This window comes from Arthrobacter sp. NPDC089319 (assembly GCF_040684925.1).
Lineage (GTDB): Bacteria > Actinomycetota > Actinomycetes > Actinomycetales > Micrococcaceae > Crystallibacter.
The window spans coordinates 1-19,266 of sequence record NZ_JBFBGZ010000022.1; the positions used below are offsets into that span (position 1 = coordinate 1).

Sequence of the window (19,266 nt, forward strand, 5' to 3'; positions counted from 1 at the left end):
CTGAAAAACCCTTCCTTTTCCTCCTGCGTGTACTTTCCTTGTTTCGAGGGCTTCTCGCCTAAAGACGACACGGTCGTTGCAACTCCCAAAGTCAGAGTGTTGCAACGACCGCTAGAGGACGCCCCCACGCGCGGGAGGCACCGCCGTCGTGGTTTAGATGGGTCCTGTACGCCACGGAGGCCCCGCGGGCCGGTGCGAGCGGCAAATCAATGCCGCAGTGCCGTGGCGGGGACGCACAGCGGCCGTTGGCGGCCGGTCAGAGCACCGGATCCAGCGCCAGCAGCAGGATGCCGCCCAGCAGCGAGGTGACCACCAGGGTCAGCACCCAGGTGGCCAGGACGCGGATGGCAACCCGCCAGCGCACCGCCTGCAGCTTCTGGCTCGCGCCGGCGCCCAGGATGGATGACGTCGCTGTGTGCGTGCTGGAGAGCGGCATGTGCAGGCCGATGGCGCCGATGAACAGCATGGCGGAGCTGACGCCCTGCGCGGCAGCTCCGTGTAAAGGGTCGATCCGGACCAGCCGGGAGCCGAGGGTGTGGGAGATCCGCCAGCCGCCGAAGAGTGTGCCCACCGCCAGCAGCACCGCGGCGAAGACTTGCACCCAGATGGGCATCTGCTCGCCCGAGGCATAGCCGGCCGCGACCAGCGCCAGCAGCACCACAGCCATCGTGCGCTGGCCGTCCTGCAGGCCGTGGCCCAGCGAGAACGTCCCCGCAAAGACCGCCTGGGCCAGTCTGGTGGTCCGGCCCACCTCGCGAGGCGTCCGGTAACGGGACAACCAGGTCAGCGGCACCATGGCCAGGTAGGACAATGCGAATGCCACCAGCGGGGACAGCAGCAGCGGCAGCACCAACTCGGCCCAGATCGGATTCTCGGTGGCGCTGATGTTCTCCCCGCCCAGAATCTTGGATGCCGCTCCGGCCCCCACCAGGCCGCCGAGCAACGCGTGCGTGGACGATGACGGCATCCGCAGCCACCACGTGAACACCCCCCAGGCGCTGGCGCTCAGCAGTCCGGCCAGCAGGATGGCGAGTCCGGTGCGCCCCTCGGGTAGGCCAATCCAGCCGGTACTGATCAGCAGGGCCAGCGTGCTGGAAATCAAGGCGCCGGCGAGGTTGCAGATGGCAGCCAGAACGACGGCGATGCGCGGCGTGAGCGCGTGGGTGCGCACCGCCGTCGCTACGGCATTGGAGACGTCATGGAAGCCATTGATGAACGCGAAGCAGCCGGCGAATGCGACCACCAACACCAGCAGGACAAGCTCCACCTACGATTCCTTGACCAGGATCTGCCCCACATGGTGGGACGCTTGGCGCAGGGTCTTGGTGGCGGCTACTAATTGGTCGGCGACGTCGCGGTGCCGGGCCAAGGTGGCACCCTTGTGGTCCGACAACAGCTCCGACACCCACACCCGGTGGGTGCGTTCGGCCCGTTTGGCCAGCCGGATCATCTCGATGCAGTACTCGTCCAGGTCCTCCAGGGAGTTCAACCGGGGCATGGCTTCCCTGGTCATCTCGGACATTCGCCCGATGACTTCCAGCTGCTCGGAGGCCCGAGGAGACAGGCGTTTGACCTGGTTCAGGGCGATCAGTTCGGCGGCCGCGTCGAGGTGTTCGAAGGTGTTGACCAGATGCAGGGAGAGCTGGAACATGTCCTCGCGCGGGAGGGGATTCACAAAGCTGGTGCGCAGGTTGGTGAGCAGCGCGAAGAGCAGGCGGGAGACGTTGGAGTCCCTGTCGTGCAGCTCTTCGGAGAGCTTGTCGTAGTCGTCTGCAGGTGCCCCGAGGATCTCCGAGAGGGTCTTCACTCCTGCCATGAGCTCGGCGGCCGTCTGGGCGAGCAACTCCAGGCTCTTGGTGTCCTGCGGGAAGAGGCTTAACTTCATGTCACCGGCGGTTTTCTCAGTGGTCCGAACGGCGGAAGGGAAGCATCCGCCGTGCCTAGATTAGCGCCTCTGGGTGAACAAGATTAATGGTGCCGAACCGGGAGCGCCTCTCGGCGGAAGGCCGCTCGAGGCGGCTAAAAGTTGGAGCCCGGGGCTGCCACGGTTCGACACCACCTTCAGTTTTCTACGCCTCAGTGCCGATGTCAACAGCCCCGAAAAACCGGGGAAAAACGTGTCAACTGAGGATATTTGTGGTACACGCGCGCGTCATATTTAGGCCCGATTCGCGAAGGTTTTGACCCCGTCGAAGGGCCCCACTGTCAAGGTGCGCGGGCAGGGGATTCCTATCGGATTTAGCGTTCGGTCTGGGTGCGCGCGCTGGCCTTCCGGCCGTCAGTCGAGTTCGTCGCGGCGCCAAGCGGCGGCCGCCGCCTCAAGGTCCTCAGCCGTCTTCACCAGTCGGTGCGAACTCAGCGTCAGCTTGGTGGCGTGATTCTCGTTGGACGGCTCGGCCGAGTCGGCGTGATGGGTCTGGCCGAGGGCGACGATGCGGCAAAAGGCCGCGGACCGGTCCAAGGCAACGTCGAAGTCGCCGTCGAAGGCTCCGGACAGGATCGTGTCGGCCATGGTGCGCACCTCGTCGGCGCCGGGCGGCTCGGCCACGCCCGCGATCACCTTGGACACTTCAGCAGATGCCGTGCCAGCTTTGAAGAAGGCCGCCAGCTTGTCCGGATGGGACTGCACCGCGGCGCGGATGGCGTAGAGCCGCCAGAGCGCGCCGGGCAGGGACCTGGCCGGGCTCTCCGACCACATTTCGGCTATCGCCTCGAGCCCCTGCTGGTCGGCGAGTTTGACCAGGCGCTTGGTGATCTCGGGATCGTCGGAGCCGCGGCCCCGGTGCACCAAAGCCTGGGCTGCCAGATGGGCAGCCTCGGAGACTCGTGCGGGGTCGGCGCCGCCGGCGAAGTCCTCAAAATCCAACGGGGCAAAGGGCTTCGGCTTGTGCGGCCGGGGGACGTCATTTCCGTTGTTCGGGCTCATGCCACGACCTTACTCCCGCCTCTGACGCCGGTACAGGGAGGCGGTGTCCCGGGGCGGTGGCAGGTGGAAGCACGGCCAACGTCATGGCCGGCACGGCGGATTCGAATGCGCGGCAGTGGGTGCGATAAACTGTGAACCGGCCAAATCCGCCCACGTCCCGGTCTCCACCGGGACGGACGGAATAGGCTGGCGGGCCTTTAGCTCAGTTGGTAGAGCATCGGACTTTTAATCCGCGGGTCGCGGGTTCGATCCCCGCAGGGCCCACCGCGAAAGCGGCTTCGACCGGCATGTCGCCGGTCGAAGCCGCTTTTTCTTTGCCCGCCGGCGCTCGATTCCCGCCCGGCGGCAGGATCTGTCCAGGTTCAGGCCTAACTGTCCAGCTTTTGGTGATCCACAGACCGCTGACCTGCGGTGATGCCGGGGTGCGCGCCAAGACGTGGACAGCGCCCGGCAAATGCGGCCACGTGGCAAGGCCGCCCGCCGGTCCAGGTCACATGCCTTGCCTCGGCCGGTGGGCCGTCGTGCACCAACCGGGCTGCGGCCGGGCGCCCTCGAGCGGGTCATTTCGCTCACGGACCCGCTTGTTGCCGATGTGCCGGTGACGAACCGCCCGACCCTCCACGTAACGGTTTGTAGGGCGCGCTTGTAGCCGTTCCGGCCAAGGGGCGGGCGGTCCGTCACACGCTGAATGTCACGAAACGATAACGAAAAAATGAGTGGCGGGTACCGCCGTCGTCCTTCCGCTGCAGGGCAACTGGCACAAGGGATCGGGCGGGCTGAGCGCGGACTGAACCCATCGCGGATCCGGCCGCATTCGGTGTCAAATCAGCGGGATGCCGGTTGCTAACGCCTCGATCCTCGTTAGGTTTGAAGGGATGGTTGAAGAACTAGCAGAACCCCAGTCCATACCGAGGATCGAAGCAAAATTCCGCAAACCAACCCTGAATGACGGGCAGTCCCTGTGGCGCATGGCCAAGGACTCACAGGTCCTGGACCTGAACTCGTCCTACTCCTATCTGCTGTGGTCCCGCGACTTCGCCGAGACGTCGATGATGGCCACGGTGGACGGCGAGCCGGCAGGCTTCATTACCGGCTACATGCGGCCCGACGAACCCGGGACGCTGATGGTGTGGCAGGTCGCCGTGGACTACGAATTCCGCGGCCGCAAGCTGGCCGCCGAGATGCTGGACCGCTTGGCCGGACAAGTGCAGGCTGAGCGCGTGGAAACCACCATTACTGCGGACAATGAGGCCTCCATCCGGCTGTTCGCCGGCTTCGCGTCGCGCCGTGAGGCGCCGATTCGACGCGAGCCGCTGTTCACCGCAGAGCTCTACCCGGACGGGCACGACACCGAGTACCTGTATCGGATCGGCCCGCTCACGTAAGTCCCGCCGGCGTCCCGCCTGTGCGCACCACACGCCGGCCAACACCATCTGCACCAACGCACATCCGCACGAATCGACCTGCGGCTGCTGTGGCGCTGCCCCGTACCCGGGACCGTCCGCGGCCGCACTGAGGAAGGAAGCGTTTTATGACTGACATTTTCGAAACCCTGGAGTCCGAGGTCCGCGGTTACTGCCGCAGCTGGCCCGCCGTGTTCACCCGCGGCGAGGGCAGCAGCCTGACCTCCGAGGACGGCCGCACCTATCTGGACTTCTTCTCCGGCGCCGGCGCACTCAACTACGGGCACAACAACCCGGAGCTGCTACAGCCGCTGCTGGAGTACCTGGCCAGCGGCGCCGTGGTCCACTCGCTGGACATGAAGACCCCGGCCAAACGGAAGTTCCTGGAGACCTTCCAGGACGTCATCCTGCGGCCGCGCAACTTGGACTACAAGGTGATGTTCCCCGGCCCCACCGGCACCAACACCGTTGAGGCGGCGCTGAAGCTGGCCCGCAAGGTGACCGGTCGCCAGCACATCCTGTCCTTCACCAATGCCTTCCACGGCATGACGCTGGGCTCGCTTTCGGTGACCGGCAACTCGATGAAGCGCCGCGGCGCGGGCATCCCGCTGACCAACAGCTCCAAGATCCCCTACGACGATTACTTCTCCGGCGAGACCACGGACTTTCTCTGGCTGGAACGCGTGCTCGAAGACAGCGGCTCCGGCGTGGACAAGCCGGCGGCCATCATCGTGGAGACGGTCCAGGGCGAAGGCGGCCTCAATGCTGCCCGCGCCGGTTGGTTGCGCGGCCTGTCCGAGCTGTGCCGAAAGCACGAAATCCTGTTGATTGTGGACGATGTGCAGGCCGGCTGCGGGCGCACAGGGACGTTCTTCAGCTTCGAAGAAGCGGGCATCACCCCGGACATCGTCTGCCTGTCCAAGTCCATCTCCGGCTTTGGCCTGCCGATGGCGCTGACCCTGTTCCGTCCGGAGCTGGACGTCTGGGACGCCGGCGAACACAACGGCACCTTCCGCGGCCACAACCCGGCCTTTGTCACGGCGACGGCGGCGCTGGAGACCTACTGGCGGACCGGTGACTTCCAGCAGCAGGTCAAGGCCCGGATTACCCAGCTGCACGAAGGTCTGGAACGGATCGCCGCCTCGGTGGAAGGCGCCAGCGTGCGCGGCCGGGGAATGTTGGCGGGAATCAAGTTTGACGATGACGAGACGGCCGGCAGGATTGCCGCCGAGGCCTACGCAAACGGGCTGCTGGTGGAAACCTCCGGGCCGGAGAGCGAAGTCGTGAAGCTGATGCCTGCGCTGACCATCAGCGCGGCAGATCTGGACCGTGGCCTGGACATCCTGATCGAGGCCACCCGCGTCGTCACCGCGGTTCCGGAATTGGCCGGGGCCCACTAGCGGGAGCCCGGGCCCTGGAACGGCAGGGCCGCACCACCGCGCCGGCCGCAACGGGCAGGCCCGTCGCCCGTACCAACAGCTTTCTGGTCATCAACACCGAGGAGTACCCATGATTGTTACCAACCTGAACGACCTGAACGACACCGACCGCGACGTGAAGTCGGAGACGTGGCGGAGCCGACGGATGGTGCTGGCCGGCGAAGGCGTGGGCTTTTCCTTCCACGACACGGTGATCTACGCGGGCACCACGTCCACGTTCCACTACGCCAACCACATCGAGGCCGTTTACTGCGTGCAGGGCGAAGGCACCCTGACCAACGAGGTCACCGGCGAGGTCCACGACCTCCGCGACGGCACCATGTACCTGCTGAACGGGCACGAGAAGCACACCGTCCGCGCCGCCACCGAACTGCGGATGGCCTGCGTGTTCAACCCGCCCGTCACCGGCCGCGAAGTCCACGACGAGAACGGCGTGTACCCGCTCGTCGAGGCTGATCCGGCCCGCTAGATCCGGCAGCAGGAGGTCCGGTCGGCACTATGCCGGCCGGGCTTTTCCGCACCCGGCCCAGGAAATAAACCCACGAGGAGGATAAAGATGACTGCGACCGCAGAACAAAGCCGTGTTGACCTCTATCCGACACGATCAGCAGGCACCGCGAGCGTGCAACCCCGCCAGGACAAGGTCGTCTGGGGAACCGCAGAGTCGGGCCCCATGGACGCCGCCACGCTGGCCGGTTTCGAGGAAAAGGGCTACCTGAACATCGAGGAGTTGATCTCGCCCGAGGAAGTGAAGGCGTACCAGGCGGAGCTGGACCGGCTCGCCGCGGATCCGGCCGTCCGAGCGGACGAACGCTGCGTCGTCGAAGCCACAAGCCAGGAAGTTCGCTCCGTCTTCGAGGTGCACAAGATCAGCGAGGTTTTCGCGAAGATCGCCAACGATCCGCGCCTGGTAGACCGGGCCAAGCAGTTGTTGGGCTCCGACGTCTACATCCACCAGTCCCGGGTGAACTTCAAGCCCGGTTTCGAGGGCAAGGAGTTCATGTGGCACTCCGACTTCGAGACCTGGCACGCGGAGGACGGGCTGCCGCGCATGCGCACGGTGTCCATTTCCATCTCGCTCACGGACAACTACTCCTACAACGGTCCGCTGATGATCATGCCCGGCTCGCATCGGGAGTACATCTCCTGTGTCGGAGCGACGCCGGACGACAATTACAAGCAGTCGCTGGTGATGCAGGGCGCCGGGACCCCGGACAAGGAAACGCTGCGGGAGTTCGCCGACCGCTACGGGATCGACGTGATGGAAGGCAAAGCCGGCGGGGCCACCATGTTCGACTGCAACTGCATGCACGCCTCCAACGGCAATGTCACTCCGTACCCGCGCTCCAACCTGTTCTTTGTGTATAACAGTGTGGAAAACACGGCGGTGGATCCTTTCGCCGCCAACAACCCGCGCCCGGACTACATCGGCGCCCGGGACTTCACCCCGGCAGGCAGCTAGCACCGGCGTGCCGTTAGCGGACCGACAAGCAGCTAACGACGGCGATGGCCCGCCTTCCGCAGGACACCTGCGGAAGGCGGGCCGCCACCTCTTCAATGCCATCTGCCCCGCCGCTCAGCCTCCGGCGGCCAGCACCTTGCCCAGCACCGGCCGGGTGGTGCGCAGACCCGCCCACACCAGCAGGATGCCTGCGCCCAGGCAGCCGACGATCGTCAGGATGGACAACGGTGCCAGCACCAGGGCCATCCCGGCCAGCGGGAAGATCAGGACAAAGGAAACCGCGGCGGAGCCGAGTGAAACCAGCACCAGAGGAAGCATCACGGCGCGGGTCCGGGCCGCGTCCATGGTTATTCGCGGCATGCCCAGCCGGTCCAGGCTGGTGTACAGGTCCGCGCGGTCCAGCACCGCCGCCGCCTGATTAACCCCGGCCGAGCACGCCACCATGACGAACGAAACGACGATGGTGATCAGGATGCCGGTGCGGATGTCTCCGGAAAGGAACTGCTCCGGACCCGAGACCGGGCCGGGGGCGCCGTCCGTCATGGCCACGCCGGTCCCGCCGAACACGGCCACGAAGCTGGTCATGGCCAGCCCGGAGACCTGCCGCCAGGCGGCCTTGGGGAATTCAAGGATGCTTCGGGCGGCCAGCAGTTTCTCCGCCGTCGCCGCCTTGCGCAACTGCCGGCGGCCCATCACCGCCACCGCCCACGGGCCAACGAGATTGAGCACCGCCAGTCCGGCGGCGAAGGCGCCGAGCACGCAGGCCACCGCCACGGCCGTGGAGGCGTAGCCGGCATTCATCGCGAAGAAGCCCGCCAGCACAACGACGGCGGCTAGCAGCGCGCGCAGCCAATGCATCTTCGCCGGGGCCTGACAGGTCCGCACGCCCAGCGGCGATATGACCACCTTGCGCAGGCCCACTGCAGCGCTGATGGCGGCCAGCAAAACCACGCCGGCCACCACGGCAAGCACGGCCAGCGGGCCCAGCCAGTAGGCGCCGCCGATCGGCTCCCCGCGGAACGGGATCAGCTGCACAGCCGGGCCGAGCACCAGATAGCCGGCCACCCCGGCCACGGCGCCCGCGGCAGCCAGCGCGGTGGATTCGATGATGGTGATGCCGGCGACCGTGGCCGGGGTAGCGCCGAGCAGGCGCAGCGTGGCCAGCCGGTCGTCGCGGCGCCGGGCGGAGAGCAGTGCCGCCGAACCGCCCAGCGTCAGCAGCGGGAAGACCAGCAGGATCAGCGCCAGCACCGCCAGGAGTTGGTAGAGAAACGCCAGTTCGTCCTGCCAGCGCAGGAAGGACAGCACGCCGGCCAGCACGGTCAGCAGCAGTGTGGTGACCAGCCCGAACGCCACCATCGGCAGCACGGCGGTGCCGCCACCGGATTTGCCCGGACGGGACAGCAGCCACGCCAATTTCCAGGGCACGACGGCGGTGCTTCCGCCCCGGGGCGCGTCCGGCACCGCGGGCGAGGCCGGGGAGACTGCGGGAGCGCTCATCTGTTGCCGCCCTGGGCCAGGCCTGCCGCGATCACGCCGCCGGCACTATCGCCGGTCAGTCGTCCGTCCCGCATGGTGAGTACGCGACCGCAACTGGCCGCCACGCCGTCGTCATGCGTCACCACAATCAGGGTTTTTCCGGCGCCGATGGTGGACTCCAGCAACACCTGCATCACGTCCGCGGAGGTTGCGGAGTCCAACGCCCCGGTGGGTTCGTCGGCGAAGATCACGCCCGCGCCGGTCACCTGGGCCCGGGCGATGGCAACCCGCTGCGCCTGCCCGCCGGAGAGCTCGCCGATCCGGCGCCGTTCCATCCCGCCCAGGCCCAGCGCCCGAAGCCATTCGGCGGCAGCCTGCTCGGCTGCCGGGCGGGGCGTGCCGTTCAGCATGAGCGCCACCGCCACGTTCTCCAACGCGTTCAGTTCCGGAATCAACAGGCCCTGCTGGAAGACGAAGCCGAAGGCCTCGCGGCGCAGCCTGGACCGGGCGGACTCGGCGAGGGCTTCCACCTGAACGCTCTGGCCGGGCAGATTCAGGTGCACCTGCCCGCTGTCCGGGCGGATGATGCCGGCCAGTACGTGCAGCAGCGTGGTCTTGCCGGAACCGGAGGCGCCCATGATGGCCACGGACTCGCCGGCCCGGATGTCCAGCGAGAGCCCGGCCAACGCGGTGGCGGGGCCGTAGCTCTTGGTGAGATTGCGGGCGCTGAGCACCGGCGGGTGGCTGGGGTGCCCCAGGAAGCCGGCCGCGGAGACGCGTGTGGAAGGCGGGGCCGGAGTGAAGTCGCGGTTCTCGTTCATGATTCCATCGTCGCGGCCCGGGCGCTGCCGGCGCCTCGGGCCGAAGGCTGAAACCTGCCGCTCGAGGCTCATACCCAGGGTGGAGCCGCTTCGGCCGTCCCGCCTGCGCCCGTCGCCCCGCCCGCACCCGTTGCGCCCGGTCCGCCCCGGCTGCGCCCCGCCGCCCCGGCTGCGCCCCGCCCGCCCCGTCAGCGGCGTCCCGTCTGCGCCCCGTCGGACTGTACGTTATACGCCACAATGCGGACCCCGAGCCACCACGCAATCCGCGTCAGCGGGAAAACCGGCCAGGAGTTTCCGCAATTGCGCCATTTCCGGTGGGACCTGCGGGCCAAAGTGGCGTATAGCGTTCATGCCTGCCGACCAGCCCGGCCGGCCCGAGAACACGCCCGGCGCATGCATCGGCGGGCCTGGCTGAAGCGTGAGGGCCAAGCCGGCCGCCCCAAGGGGGGCAGACACCGCAGGTTCCGGTCGGTAGGGTGAGCCGCATGCAGACGGTTGACGGGGCTGCGGTGGACAGCGCTGCGGCGGCAAGGGTGCTCGAGGTGCTGCGGCGGAACGGGGTGGCGGACGTCCGGGCCGACGCCACCACCCGGGATGTCTACTCTTCGGACGCCTCGCTCTTCCGGGTGCGGCCGGCGGCCGTGGCCTTCCCGCACGATGTGGACGAAGTGCTGGCGGTGCTGGCAGCCTGCCGCGAGGCCGGCGTCCCGCTCACTTCCCGCGGGGCCGGCACATCCATTGCGGGCAATGCGGTGGGTCCCGGCGTCGTGCTGGAATTCAGCCGCCACATGAATCGAGTGCTCCGGCTGGACCCGGAGGCCCGCACGGCCACTGTGCAGCCCGGCACTGTCCACACCACGCTGCAGCGGATGGCGCTTGCCCACGGACTGCGGTTCGGGCCGGACCCGTCCACGCACACCCGCTGCACCATCGGAGGGATGATCGGCAACAACTCCTGCGGCGCCCGAACCCCTGCCTACGGCCGCACGGTGGACAACGTGGAGCACCTCCAACTGGTCACCGGTTCCGGCCGCCGGCTCCGGCTGGACGGCAACCGCGTCCCGGACACGCCGGAAACCGGGGCGCTGCGCGAACTGGCCGCCGGGCACCTGGAGACGCTGCGCACGGAGTTCGGTCGCTTCGGACGCCAGGTCTCCGGCTATGCCCTGGAGTACCTGCTGCCGGAGAAGGGGTTCGACCTGCGCAAGGCGCTGGTGGGCAGCGAGGGGACCCTCGCCGTCGTGCTGGAAGCGGGGGTGCGGCTGGTCAAGGACCCGGCGCACAAGACGATGGTGGCGCTCGGTTTTCCCGACATCGGCACTGCCGCCGACGTGGTGACGGAGGTAATGGCCTTTGCGCCGACCGCGTGCGAGGGGCTGGACCGGCGGATTGTGGACGTGGTGCGCAGGAGGAAGGGGCCGGGCTCCGTGCCGGAACTGCCCGCCGGGGCCGCGTGGCTGTTCGTGGAGCTGGCCGGCGACCACCCTGCCGAGGTGGCGGACCGCGCCGCCCGGTTGCTCCGCCTGCCCGAGGCCGTGGCTGCGCGGGTGGTGGATCATCCGGCCGAGGCCGCCGCGCTGTGGAAGATCCGCGAGGACGGTTCCGCGTTGTCGGGGCGCTCGCCGGCCGGGGAGCCGGCGCACTCCGGCTGGGAGGATGCAGCCGTACCGCCGGAACGGCTGGGCGCCTACCTGCGCGAGTTCGACGACCTGGTGGTGCGGCACGGGTTCAGCGGTTTCCCGTACGGGCACTTCGCCGACGGCTGCGTGCACGTGCGGCTGGACTTCCCGTTCGGCAACCGCGGCCCCAACGAAACCGACGGCCGCACCGAGTACCGCGCCTTCATGAGCGACGCCGCCGACCTGGTGGCCCGTTACGGCGGTTCGCTCTCCGGCGAACACGGCGACGGCCGGGTCCGCGGCGAGCTGCTGCCGCGGATCTACTCGCCGGAAGCCGTCCGCCTGTTCGGCACGGTCAAGGGCATCCTGGACCCGGACAACCTGCTCAACCCGGGCGTGCTGGTGGACCCGCGGCCGCTGGACGCGGACATCCGCACCGCAGCCGCCAAACCGGTCCGCATTCCGCTGGGGTTTTCCTACCAGCACGACGGCGGTGACTTCGGCCGGGCGGTCCACCGCTGCACTGGGATCGCCCAGTGCCGCACGGACGCGGCAACCCGGCCCGGCATGGTGATGTGCCCGTCCTACGCGGCCACCAAGGAGGAGAAGGACTCGACCCGCGGCCGCGCCCGCGCGCTTCAGGAAATGATCCTGCGGGCCTCGGGCGGTGATGACGACGGCGGAGCCCGGCTTGGCGACGGCGGCGCCCGGCCCGGCGGTGCTCGCGTCGGCGGGGCAAAGGTTGGGAGCAGCGGACCGGCCGAGGCGGCGCCGGACTGGCGCTCGCCGGCGGTGCATGAGGCGCTGGACCTGTGCCTGTCCTGCAAGGGCTGCCTCTCCGATTGCCCGACTGGAATCGACATGGCCTCCTACAAGGCCGAGGTCTTGTATCAGAGCTATCGCGGGCGGCTGCGCCCGGCGTCCCACTACTCACTCGGGTGGCTGCCGCGCTGGGCAAGGTTGGCCTCGTTCGCACCCACGCTGGCGAATGGACTGCTGAAAATCCCGGGTCTGCGGCGTGCCGGTTTACGGCTGGCCGGGGTGGATGCACGGCGCGGACTTCCGCAGTTCGCGCAGGACACGTTCGACCACTGGTTCCGGAACCGGGATCACTCGCCTGCGGGGGCACCGAACGGACCCGTGCTGTTGTGGGCGGACACGTTCACCAACTACTTCTCGCCGGAGATCGGGCAAGCCGCCGTCAGGGTGCTGGAGCGTGCCGGCTACGAAGTGCTAATTCCCGGCGAACGGCTGTGCTGCGGCCTGACCTGGATCTCCACCGGACAGCTGGACACCGCGCGCCGGATCCTGGGCCGCACCGTCGATGCGCTCGCCAGCTACGCTGCCGCCGGCGTGCCGGTGCTGGGACTGGAGCCGTCCTGCACCGCCGTGCTGCGCTCCGATGCGCTGGAGCTGCTCGGCGGCAAGGCGCTTCCGGTTGCCCAATCCACCCGAACCCTCGCGGAACTGCTGGCGGGCACCCAAGGGTGGACGCCGCCGTCGTTAGCGGGGATGGAGATCGTGGCCCAGCCGCATTGTCACCACCACGCCGTCCTTGGCTGGGGAACCGACCTGGACCTGCTGCGGGACGCCGGCGCGAACGTACAGAGCCTGGGCGGATGCTGCGGCCTAGCCGGGAACTTCGGCGTGGAGCGGGGCCACTACGACGTTTCCGTGGCGGTCGCCGAGACCCAGCTGCTGCCGGCGGTCAGGGCGGCCGGAGCCGAGGCCGTGCTGCTGGCCGACGGGTTCTCCTGCCGGACACAGCTCACCGATCTGGCCGACCGCCGTGGAGTGCATCTGGCGCAACTGCTGGATGGCGCGTGCGGTGTCAGAATGCAGTAACGGCAAGCGATCAAAGGGGACATCGTGGCCATCAAGGACAAGCTGGCGGGGGCCCAGCGCAGACTGAAGAGCTACGCGGCGCGCGCGGGCCAAGTCCGCGTGCGGGAGAGCGACTCCGGTCCGAGCGCCAGTGCACAGACGGCGCGGGTGTCAGTGGTGATCCCCGTGTTCAACGCGATGCCGTACCTGAAGGAACTGCTGGACTCGCTGGCGGCGCAGGACATGGACCCGGCGCTGTTTGAGGTGGTGGCCGTGGACGACGGATCCACCGATGACGGCGGCAAGCTGCTGGATGAGTACGTGGCGAAGCACCAAAACTGGCGCGTGATCCACCAGCGGAACAGCGGCTGGCCGGGAAAGCCGCGCAACGTGGGGATCAACGCCGGCACGTCCGACTACGTCTTCTTCTGCGACGCCGATGACAAGCTGGGCGTGGAGGCACTGCGCCGCATGGTGGCCTTCTCCGACCGGCATCAGGTGGATGTGCTGGCGCCGCGGATGGTCGGAATCGGTGGCCGGCGGGTCCAGGCCTCGCTTTTCACCGAGACCGTTCCCGATGTTCCGGTGCGGAAGATCCTGGGCACGCTGTCGCCGCAGAAGCTGATCCGGCGTGAGCTGCTGGACACCTACGGCATCCGTTTCCCGGAGGGCAAGGTCCGGCTGGAAGACGGCATGATGCTGACCCGCTGCTACCTGGCCTCGCGGCGGAATGCGATTGCGGCCGACTACGACTACTACTTCATCCGCACTCGGCACGACGGTACGAACATCAGCTCACAGGAGGCCATCCCGGAAAGCTACACCGGCTCGGTGGCAGAGATCGCCCGGATCATCACGGAGAACCATGACGACGCCGATCAAGCCGAGCTGCTGGTACTGGATTTGTACCGGCGCAAACTCCTGCGCACCTACGTGCCCTCGCGCTACCGGTCGATGCCAGCCGGTATTCGGAAGCGCTGGGTGGAAGCCCACGCCGGCTTCGTGGACCGGTACATCCCGGAGCGGCTGGAAGCGCAACTGGACTCCCCGTTCCGGCAGCGCTCGGAGCTGGTCCGGGCGCGGGATGCCGAAGGCCTGCTGAAGCTGGCAGCCACCGAGGAAGCGCTAAAGCCGACCGTACGCGCCCTGCTGCCGCAACTGGACGAAGAGTCGGTGGCGTTCGGTCTGCACCTTGAACCCGGAGCGGAGTTCGAATCCGTCCGGGTGGTCGCGCGCGGGCGCGGCACGACTGAGGCGCGCACCTTTGACGCCAAACCCGACGCCGGCGAGTACCGTGCCGTCCTGCCCCGGGCCGAACTGGCCGGACTGGGCAAGGTGTTGGTGGACCTGTTCGTGCAGCTGAGGCTGGACGGCATGGAAGGGCCTCCGCGGCGGATCTTGGCGCCGGGGGAGGGGCTGCCGGTGACGTCCGGCGGCCTGCGTGTCTACGCCACGGTCCACGGCAACCTCAGCCTGGACCAGCGCCGCTGACGGGTGGGGCCAGGGGTCTCCACGCGCTCGCTGGCGCTCGCTTGGTCGACCACCGGCTCTTGATGGAGGCGCGCCGGGATTGTCCGGTGGTCGATGGAGGCGTGCCGGGGTTGTCCGGTGGTCGACGGAGGCGCGCCAGCGCCGAGTAGAGACTGGGTTAGCCAGCTATGTCCGGCCGCCGCTGATCTTCCCGGCGGTCTCCTCCAAAACTTCCCGGAGCGCCAAAATGGCGGGCCGGTTGGCGGAGGCCCGGCGGGCGGAGGTAAAAACGGTCCGGCGGGGATGATTTGGCAGGTCCAGCATCCGGCAGCTGGTGCCCCGGCCGCTCCAGACCAAATCAGGGAGGAAAGCTACCGCATTGCCGGATTCGATCAGCCGGATCTGGGCCTGCAGGTCAGCGGTTTCGTAGCGGACGTCCGGTTCAAAGCCGGCTTGGCGGCATGCCTGTTCAGCCCAGTGCCGGGACGCTGCCCCGTGCGGTTCCATCACCCAAGGCAGGCCGCCGGCATCCTCGAGGGAGCGGGCCTCGCCGCCGGGCAGCCCTGCCGGCGGGACGGCGAGCCGGAGGGCGTCGGTGGTGAGCCTTTTGCGGTCCAGTTCGGGATGGTGCGGCGCCGCATGGCCCGGGTACTGCTCGGCTACCACCAAGTCGAAGTCGCGCGCCCACGTCTCGTACAGCGCGGTTTCCGGTTCCCGCTGGACCATCTCGATCCGCACCTCCGGATACAGCTGCCTCATGCCGGTGAGGGCATCGGGCAGCAGCGCCAGAGCGGCGGACTGGAAGACCGCCAGTCGGACGCTTCCGGTCACCGTGGTCAGGGATGCGGCCAGGTCGGTTTCGGCCTGTTCGAGCCGGGACAGCAGCGCCTCCGTGTGGGCCACCAGGATCTCCGCCTGCGGGGTGAGCTGGACTCGGCGACCGGCCTTGCGCAGCAGTTCCACGCCGGCTTCTTTCTCCAGCAGCGTCAGCTGTTGGGATACCGATGACGGGCTCAGGTTCAGTGCGGTGGCCACTTCGGCCAAGGTACCGCGCACCTTGACCTCCCGCAGCAGCCGCAGCCTTCGGACATCCAGCATGGGCGCTCCATTGATCACAAAAAATGATGATTACCGGTCGGAAAAGATCGCTTTTTCTTCACCAAGTCTAGTTCCATACTGGTCCTTAACAGGCAATGCACTTACGTTGAAAGGACTGATGCAGCCGTGACCGACGTCCTCAAGGAGGCACCGATGCAGACCACAAGTTTTGCCGGAACGCAGGCGGCCGACCTCGCCGCCGACACCATCAAGCTGGTCCGTCACTGGCTGACCGAAGCAGAGAAGATTCCGGCCGACGCCGCGGCCGAGCAGTTGGCGGGTGTGCTGAACGATCCCCACGGCCTGGAATTCACCGTGGGATTCGTCGACGGCGTGATCCGGCCTGAGGATCTGAGGGTCGCTGCCCGCAACTTGGCCACGCTGGCACCGAAGGCTCCGTCCTTCCTGCCCTGGTACATGCGTGCCGCGGTGCGCACGGGCGGCACCTTGGCGCCGGTGCTGCCGCAGGTGGTCATTCCTGCCGCCCGCCGGGTGCTGCGCGAAATGGTGGGCCACCTGATCGTTGACGCCACCGACGCCAAGCTGGGGCCGGCGATCGCCAAGATCCGCAAGGACGATGTCCGGCTGAACATCAACCTGCTGGGCGAGGCTGTCCTGGGCAGCCGCGAGGCCGAACGCCGGCTGGAAGGCACCAAGCACCTGCTGGCGCGCGACGACGTGGACTACGTCTCGATCAAGGTCTCCTCCACCGTGGCCCCGCACTCCCACTGGGCTTTCGACGAGGCGGTGGAGCACGTCGTCGAGAGCCTCACCCCGCTCTACCGGCAGGCGGCCACCTCCCCGAAGCGCAAGTTCATCAACCTGGACATGGAGGAATACAAGGACCTGGAGATGACCATGGCGGTCTTCACCAAGATCCTGGACCAGCCCGAGTTCGAGCAGCTGGAAGCCGGCATTGTGCTGCAGGCCTACCTGCCGGACGCACTCCGGGCCATGATCCGGCTGCAGGAATGGGCTGCCGCCCGCCGTTCCCGCGGCGGCGCCGCCATCAAGGTGCGGGTGGTCAAAGGGGCCAACCTGCCCATGGAGCAGGTGGAAGCCTCGCTGCACGGCTGGCCGCTGGCCACCTGGGAAACCAAGCAGGACTCGGACACCAACTACAAGCGCGTGATCAACTATGCCCTGCAGCCGGAGCGGATCCGCAACGTGCGCATCGGCGTGGCCGGACACAACCTCTTCGATGTCGCGTTCGCCTGGCTGCTCGCCAAGCAGCGCGGCGTGGAGGCCGGTATCGACTTCGAGATGCTGCTGGGCATGGCGCAGGGCCAGGCCGAAGCGGTGAAAAAGGACGTCGGTTCGCTGCTGCTCTACACGCCGGTGGTCCATCCCGCCGAGTTCGACGTGGCGATCGCCTACCTGATCCGCCGGCTGGAAGAAGGCGCCAGCAGCGAAAACTTCATGTCTGCGGTCTTCGAACTCAGCAAGAACGAGAGGCTGTTCGAACGCGAAAAGCAGCGCTTCCTCGCCTCGCTGGAGGCGCTCGACGACGAAGTGCCGGAACCCGGCCGGCAGCAGGACCGCAGGAAGCCGGAACCGGCCCGTCCCTCCGACTCCTTCGACAACATCCCGGACACCGATCCGTCGCTGCCCGCCAACCTGGCCTGGGGCAGGGAGATCCTGGCCCGGGTGCCGGCCTCGACACTCGGCCGCGACACGGTTACGGCCGCCCAGATCAGCGACGAGGCGCGGCTGGAGCAAGTGATCGCCAACGGCGTGGAGCAGTCCAAGAGCTGGGGCGCAATGAGCGGCGCCGAACGGGCCGAGGTGCTGCACAAGGCAGGCGACAAGCTGAACGCCAACCGCGCCCGGCTGCTGGAGGTCATGGCGTCCGAGGCCGGCAAGACGCTGGACCAAGGCGACCCGGAAGTCTCCGAGGCCGCCGACTTCGCGCACTTCTATGCCGAGCTGGCCCGGAAGCTGGACAGCGTGGACGGTGCCGCCTTCGTCCCGTCGAAACTGACCGTGGTGACCCCGCCGTGGAATTTCCCGACCGCGATCCCCGCCGGTGGTGTGCTGGCAGCCCTCGCCGCGGGCTCCGCCGTCGTGATCAAGCCCGCGCAGCAGGCCGCACGCACCGGTGCCGTGATGGTAGAAGCGGTGTGGGAAGCGCTGGATGAGGCCGGCGTGCCGCGGGACGTGCTGCAGTTGGTGCAGCTGGGCGAGCGTGAACTTGGCAAGCAGCTGATCTCGCACCCGCAGGTGGACCGGGTGATCCTCACCGGCGCCTACGAGACCGCCGAACTGTTCCGTTCCTTCCGTCCGGACCTGCCGTTGCTGGCCGAGACGTCCGGCAAAAACGCCATCATCGTCACCCCCAGCGCCGACTTCGATCTGGCCGCCAAGGACGTGGCGTACTCCGCGTTCGGCCATGCCGGGCAGAAGTGTTCTGCGGCATCGCTGGTGATTTTGGTTGGATCCGCCGCCACCTCGCCGCGGTTCCGCAACCAGCTGGTGGATGCGGTCACGTCCATGAAGGTGGGCTACCCGGAGGACCCCACATCGCAGATGGGTCCGATCATCGCGCCGGCCGAAGGCAAGCTGCTGGACGGGCTGACAACGCTGGGGGCCGGGGAAAGCTGGCAGATCCAGCCCCGCCAACTCGACGGTTCCGGCAAGCTGTGGAGCCCCGGGGTGCGGACCGGCGTGGCGCGCGGATCGCGCTACCACTTGACCGAGTTCTTCGGCCCGATCCTGGGTGTGATGACCGCCGAAACCCTGGAAGAAGCGGTGGCCATCACCAATGACATCGACTACGGGCTGACCTCCGGCCTGCATTCGCTCGATGCGGATGAGCTGGATTACTGGCTGCAGAACATTCAAGCCGGCAACCTCTACGTGAACCGCGGCATCACCGGAGCCATTGTGCGGCGCCAGCCGTTCGGCGGCTGGAAGAAGTCCTCGGTGGGCGCTGGCACCAAGGCCGGCGGGCCCAACTACTTGATGGGGCTCGGCGAGTGGGAGACGGCTCCGTCCACGGCTGCGGCGGAGGTGCACGGCGCCGCGGCCAAGCTGCTGGAGGCCGCACGCAGGACCGGGCAGTCGCTGTCCGCGGAGGAATTGAGCGGGCTGGAGCGTTCGCTGCGTTCCGATGCCGCGGCCTGGGCCGACGAGTTCGGCGCCGCCAAGGACGTCTCCGGGCTGACGGCGGAGCGCAATGTGTTCCGCTACCTGCCGGTTCCGGTCACGGTCCGGCTGTCCGAAGGCGAGCCGCTGGCACAGCTGGTCCGCGTGCTGGCCGCCGGCGTGCTGGCCGGTTCCGATGTGGCGGTTTCCACCGCCGTCGCGCTGCCCGCGTCCTTGCAGGCGCTGGCCACGGAGCTGGGCCTTGAGGTGACGGTGGAGGACGACGGCGCCTGGCTGGCCCGGGTGCCCCGACTCGGTGCCGGGCGGATCCGCTTGATCGGCGGGGACGCGAAGGCGCTGGCAGTCGCCACCGGTGGGCGGCCGGATGTGGCGGTCTATGCCCACCCGGTGACCGAAGCCGGCCGGTTGGAAATGCTGCCCTTCCTGCACGAGCAGGCGGTCAGCATCACCGCGCACCGCTTCGGCACCCCCGACCATCTGGCCGACGGCCTGATCTGAGCGCTGCGGCGACTCCACCCGAACCGCCGCCCCGTTACCTTTTTCGTATCCCGTTCCTCGGGAGAGGATATGGGTGTGCTGACCTGATGGCCCCGGCATGATTCCTGCCCCCAGTCGACCAT

At 67.9% G+C, this 19,266-nt stretch carries 13 protein-coding genes and 1 tRNA gene; 8 read left to right on the forward strand and 6 right to left on the reverse strand.

All coding sequences use genetic code 11. The annotated features are described in order from the left end of the window. Window positions 1-256 precede the first annotated feature (256 nt). The 3 genes from AB0N75_RS18500 to AB0N75_RS18510 form a co-directional block, all read right to left on the reverse strand. Window positions 257-1,267: an inorganic phosphate transporter gene (locus tag AB0N75_RS18500; protein WP_364652407.1), complete on the reverse strand. Its 1,011-nt coding sequence runs from the start codon at window positions 1,265-1,267 to the stop codon at window positions 257-259. Next, window positions 1,268-1,885 (reverse strand): nuclease PIN, encoded by a 618-nt coding sequence (locus tag AB0N75_RS18505; RefSeq protein ID WP_364652408.1) that lies wholly within the window; start codon window positions 1,883-1,885, stop codon window positions 1,268-1,270. Between the two features lie 393 nt (window positions 1,886-2,278). Continuing rightward, entirely contained in the window at window positions 2,279-2,926 is a 648-nt protein-coding gene (locus AB0N75_RS18510; protein ID WP_127513109.1) for a hypothetical protein, read from the reverse strand. Between the two features lie 191 nt (window positions 2,927-3,117). Here AB0N75_RS18510 and AB0N75_RS18515 point away from each other — a divergent pair. The 5 genes from AB0N75_RS18515 (at window position 3,118) to thpD (ending at window position 7,230) form a co-directional block, all read left to right on the forward strand. Next, window positions 3,118-3,190 (forward strand) — tRNA-Lys (locus AB0N75_RS18515). A gap of 611 nt (window positions 3,191-3,801) precedes the next feature. Further along, the gene (gene ectA, locus AB0N75_RS18520; protein WP_364652409.1) at window positions 3,802-4,311 is read left to right on the forward strand and encodes a diaminobutyrate acetyltransferase; all 510 of its coding nucleotides are present in this window, start codon (window positions 3,802-3,804) and stop codon (window positions 4,309-4,311) included. 146 nt (window positions 4,312-4,457) lie between these two features. Further along, the gene (ectB, locus tag AB0N75_RS18525) at window positions 4,458-5,729 is read left to right on the forward strand and encodes a diaminobutyrate--2-oxoglutarate transaminase (RefSeq protein ID WP_364652410.1); all 1,272 of its coding nucleotides are present in this window, start codon (window positions 4,458-4,460) and stop codon (window positions 5,727-5,729) included. Between the two features lie 109 nt (window positions 5,730-5,838). Next, window positions 5,839-6,237, forward strand: a complete 399-nt coding sequence (locus tag AB0N75_RS18530) for an ectoine synthase (RefSeq protein ID WP_364652411.1) — start codon at window positions 5,839-5,841, stop codon at window positions 6,235-6,237. Window positions 6,238-6,324: 87 nt separating this feature from the next. Continuing rightward, a complete protein-coding gene (gene thpD, locus AB0N75_RS18535) occupies window positions 6,325-7,230 on the forward strand; it encodes an ectoine hydroxylase (RefSeq protein WP_364652412.1) in 906 nt (301 codons plus the stop codon). 114 nt (window positions 7,231-7,344) lie between these two features. On the opposite strand, the gene AB0N75_RS18540 is transcribed toward thpD, so the two are convergent. Both AB0N75_RS18540 and AB0N75_RS18545 read right to left on the reverse strand, forming a co-directional pair. Next, window positions 7,345-8,730, reverse strand: a complete 1,386-nt coding sequence (locus AB0N75_RS18540; protein WP_364652413.1) for a permease — start codon at window positions 8,728-8,730, stop codon at window positions 7,345-7,347. Next, complete coding sequence (locus AB0N75_RS18545) at window positions 8,727-9,530, reverse strand: ABC transporter ATP-binding protein (protein ID WP_364652414.1); 804 nt, start codon at window positions 9,528-9,530, stop codon at window positions 8,727-8,729. The genes AB0N75_RS18540 and AB0N75_RS18545 overlap by 4 nt, the downstream gene beginning before the upstream one ends. A gap of 485 nt (window positions 9,531-10,015) precedes the next feature. On the opposite strand from AB0N75_RS18545, the gene AB0N75_RS18550 reads away from it, so the two are divergent. After that, window positions 10,016-12,994: an FAD-linked oxidase C-terminal domain-containing protein gene (locus tag AB0N75_RS18550; RefSeq protein ID WP_364652415.1), complete on the forward strand. Its 2,979-nt coding sequence runs from the start codon at window positions 10,016-10,018 to the stop codon at window positions 12,992-12,994. 24 nt (window positions 12,995-13,018) lie between these two features. After that, a complete protein-coding gene (locus AB0N75_RS18555; RefSeq protein ID WP_364652416.1) occupies window positions 13,019-14,464 on the forward strand; it encodes a glycosyltransferase family A protein in 1,446 nt (481 codons plus the stop codon). A 165-nt stretch (window positions 14,465-14,629) separates the two neighbouring features. Here the strand turns inward: AB0N75_RS18555 and AB0N75_RS18560 are convergent, their stop codons facing one another. After that, window positions 14,630-15,541 (reverse strand): LysR family transcriptional regulator, encoded by a 912-nt coding sequence (locus AB0N75_RS18560; protein ID WP_364652417.1) that lies wholly within the window; start codon window positions 15,539-15,541, stop codon window positions 14,630-14,632. Window positions 15,542-15,694: 153 nt separating this feature from the next. On the opposite strand from AB0N75_RS18560, the gene AB0N75_RS18565 reads away from it, so the two are divergent. Further along, complete coding sequence (locus AB0N75_RS18565; protein WP_364652418.1) at window positions 15,695-19,144, forward strand: bifunctional proline dehydrogenase/L-glutamate gamma-semialdehyde dehydrogenase; 3,450 nt, start codon at window positions 15,695-15,697, stop codon at window positions 19,142-19,144. Window positions 19,145-19,266: the final 122 nt, after the last annotated feature.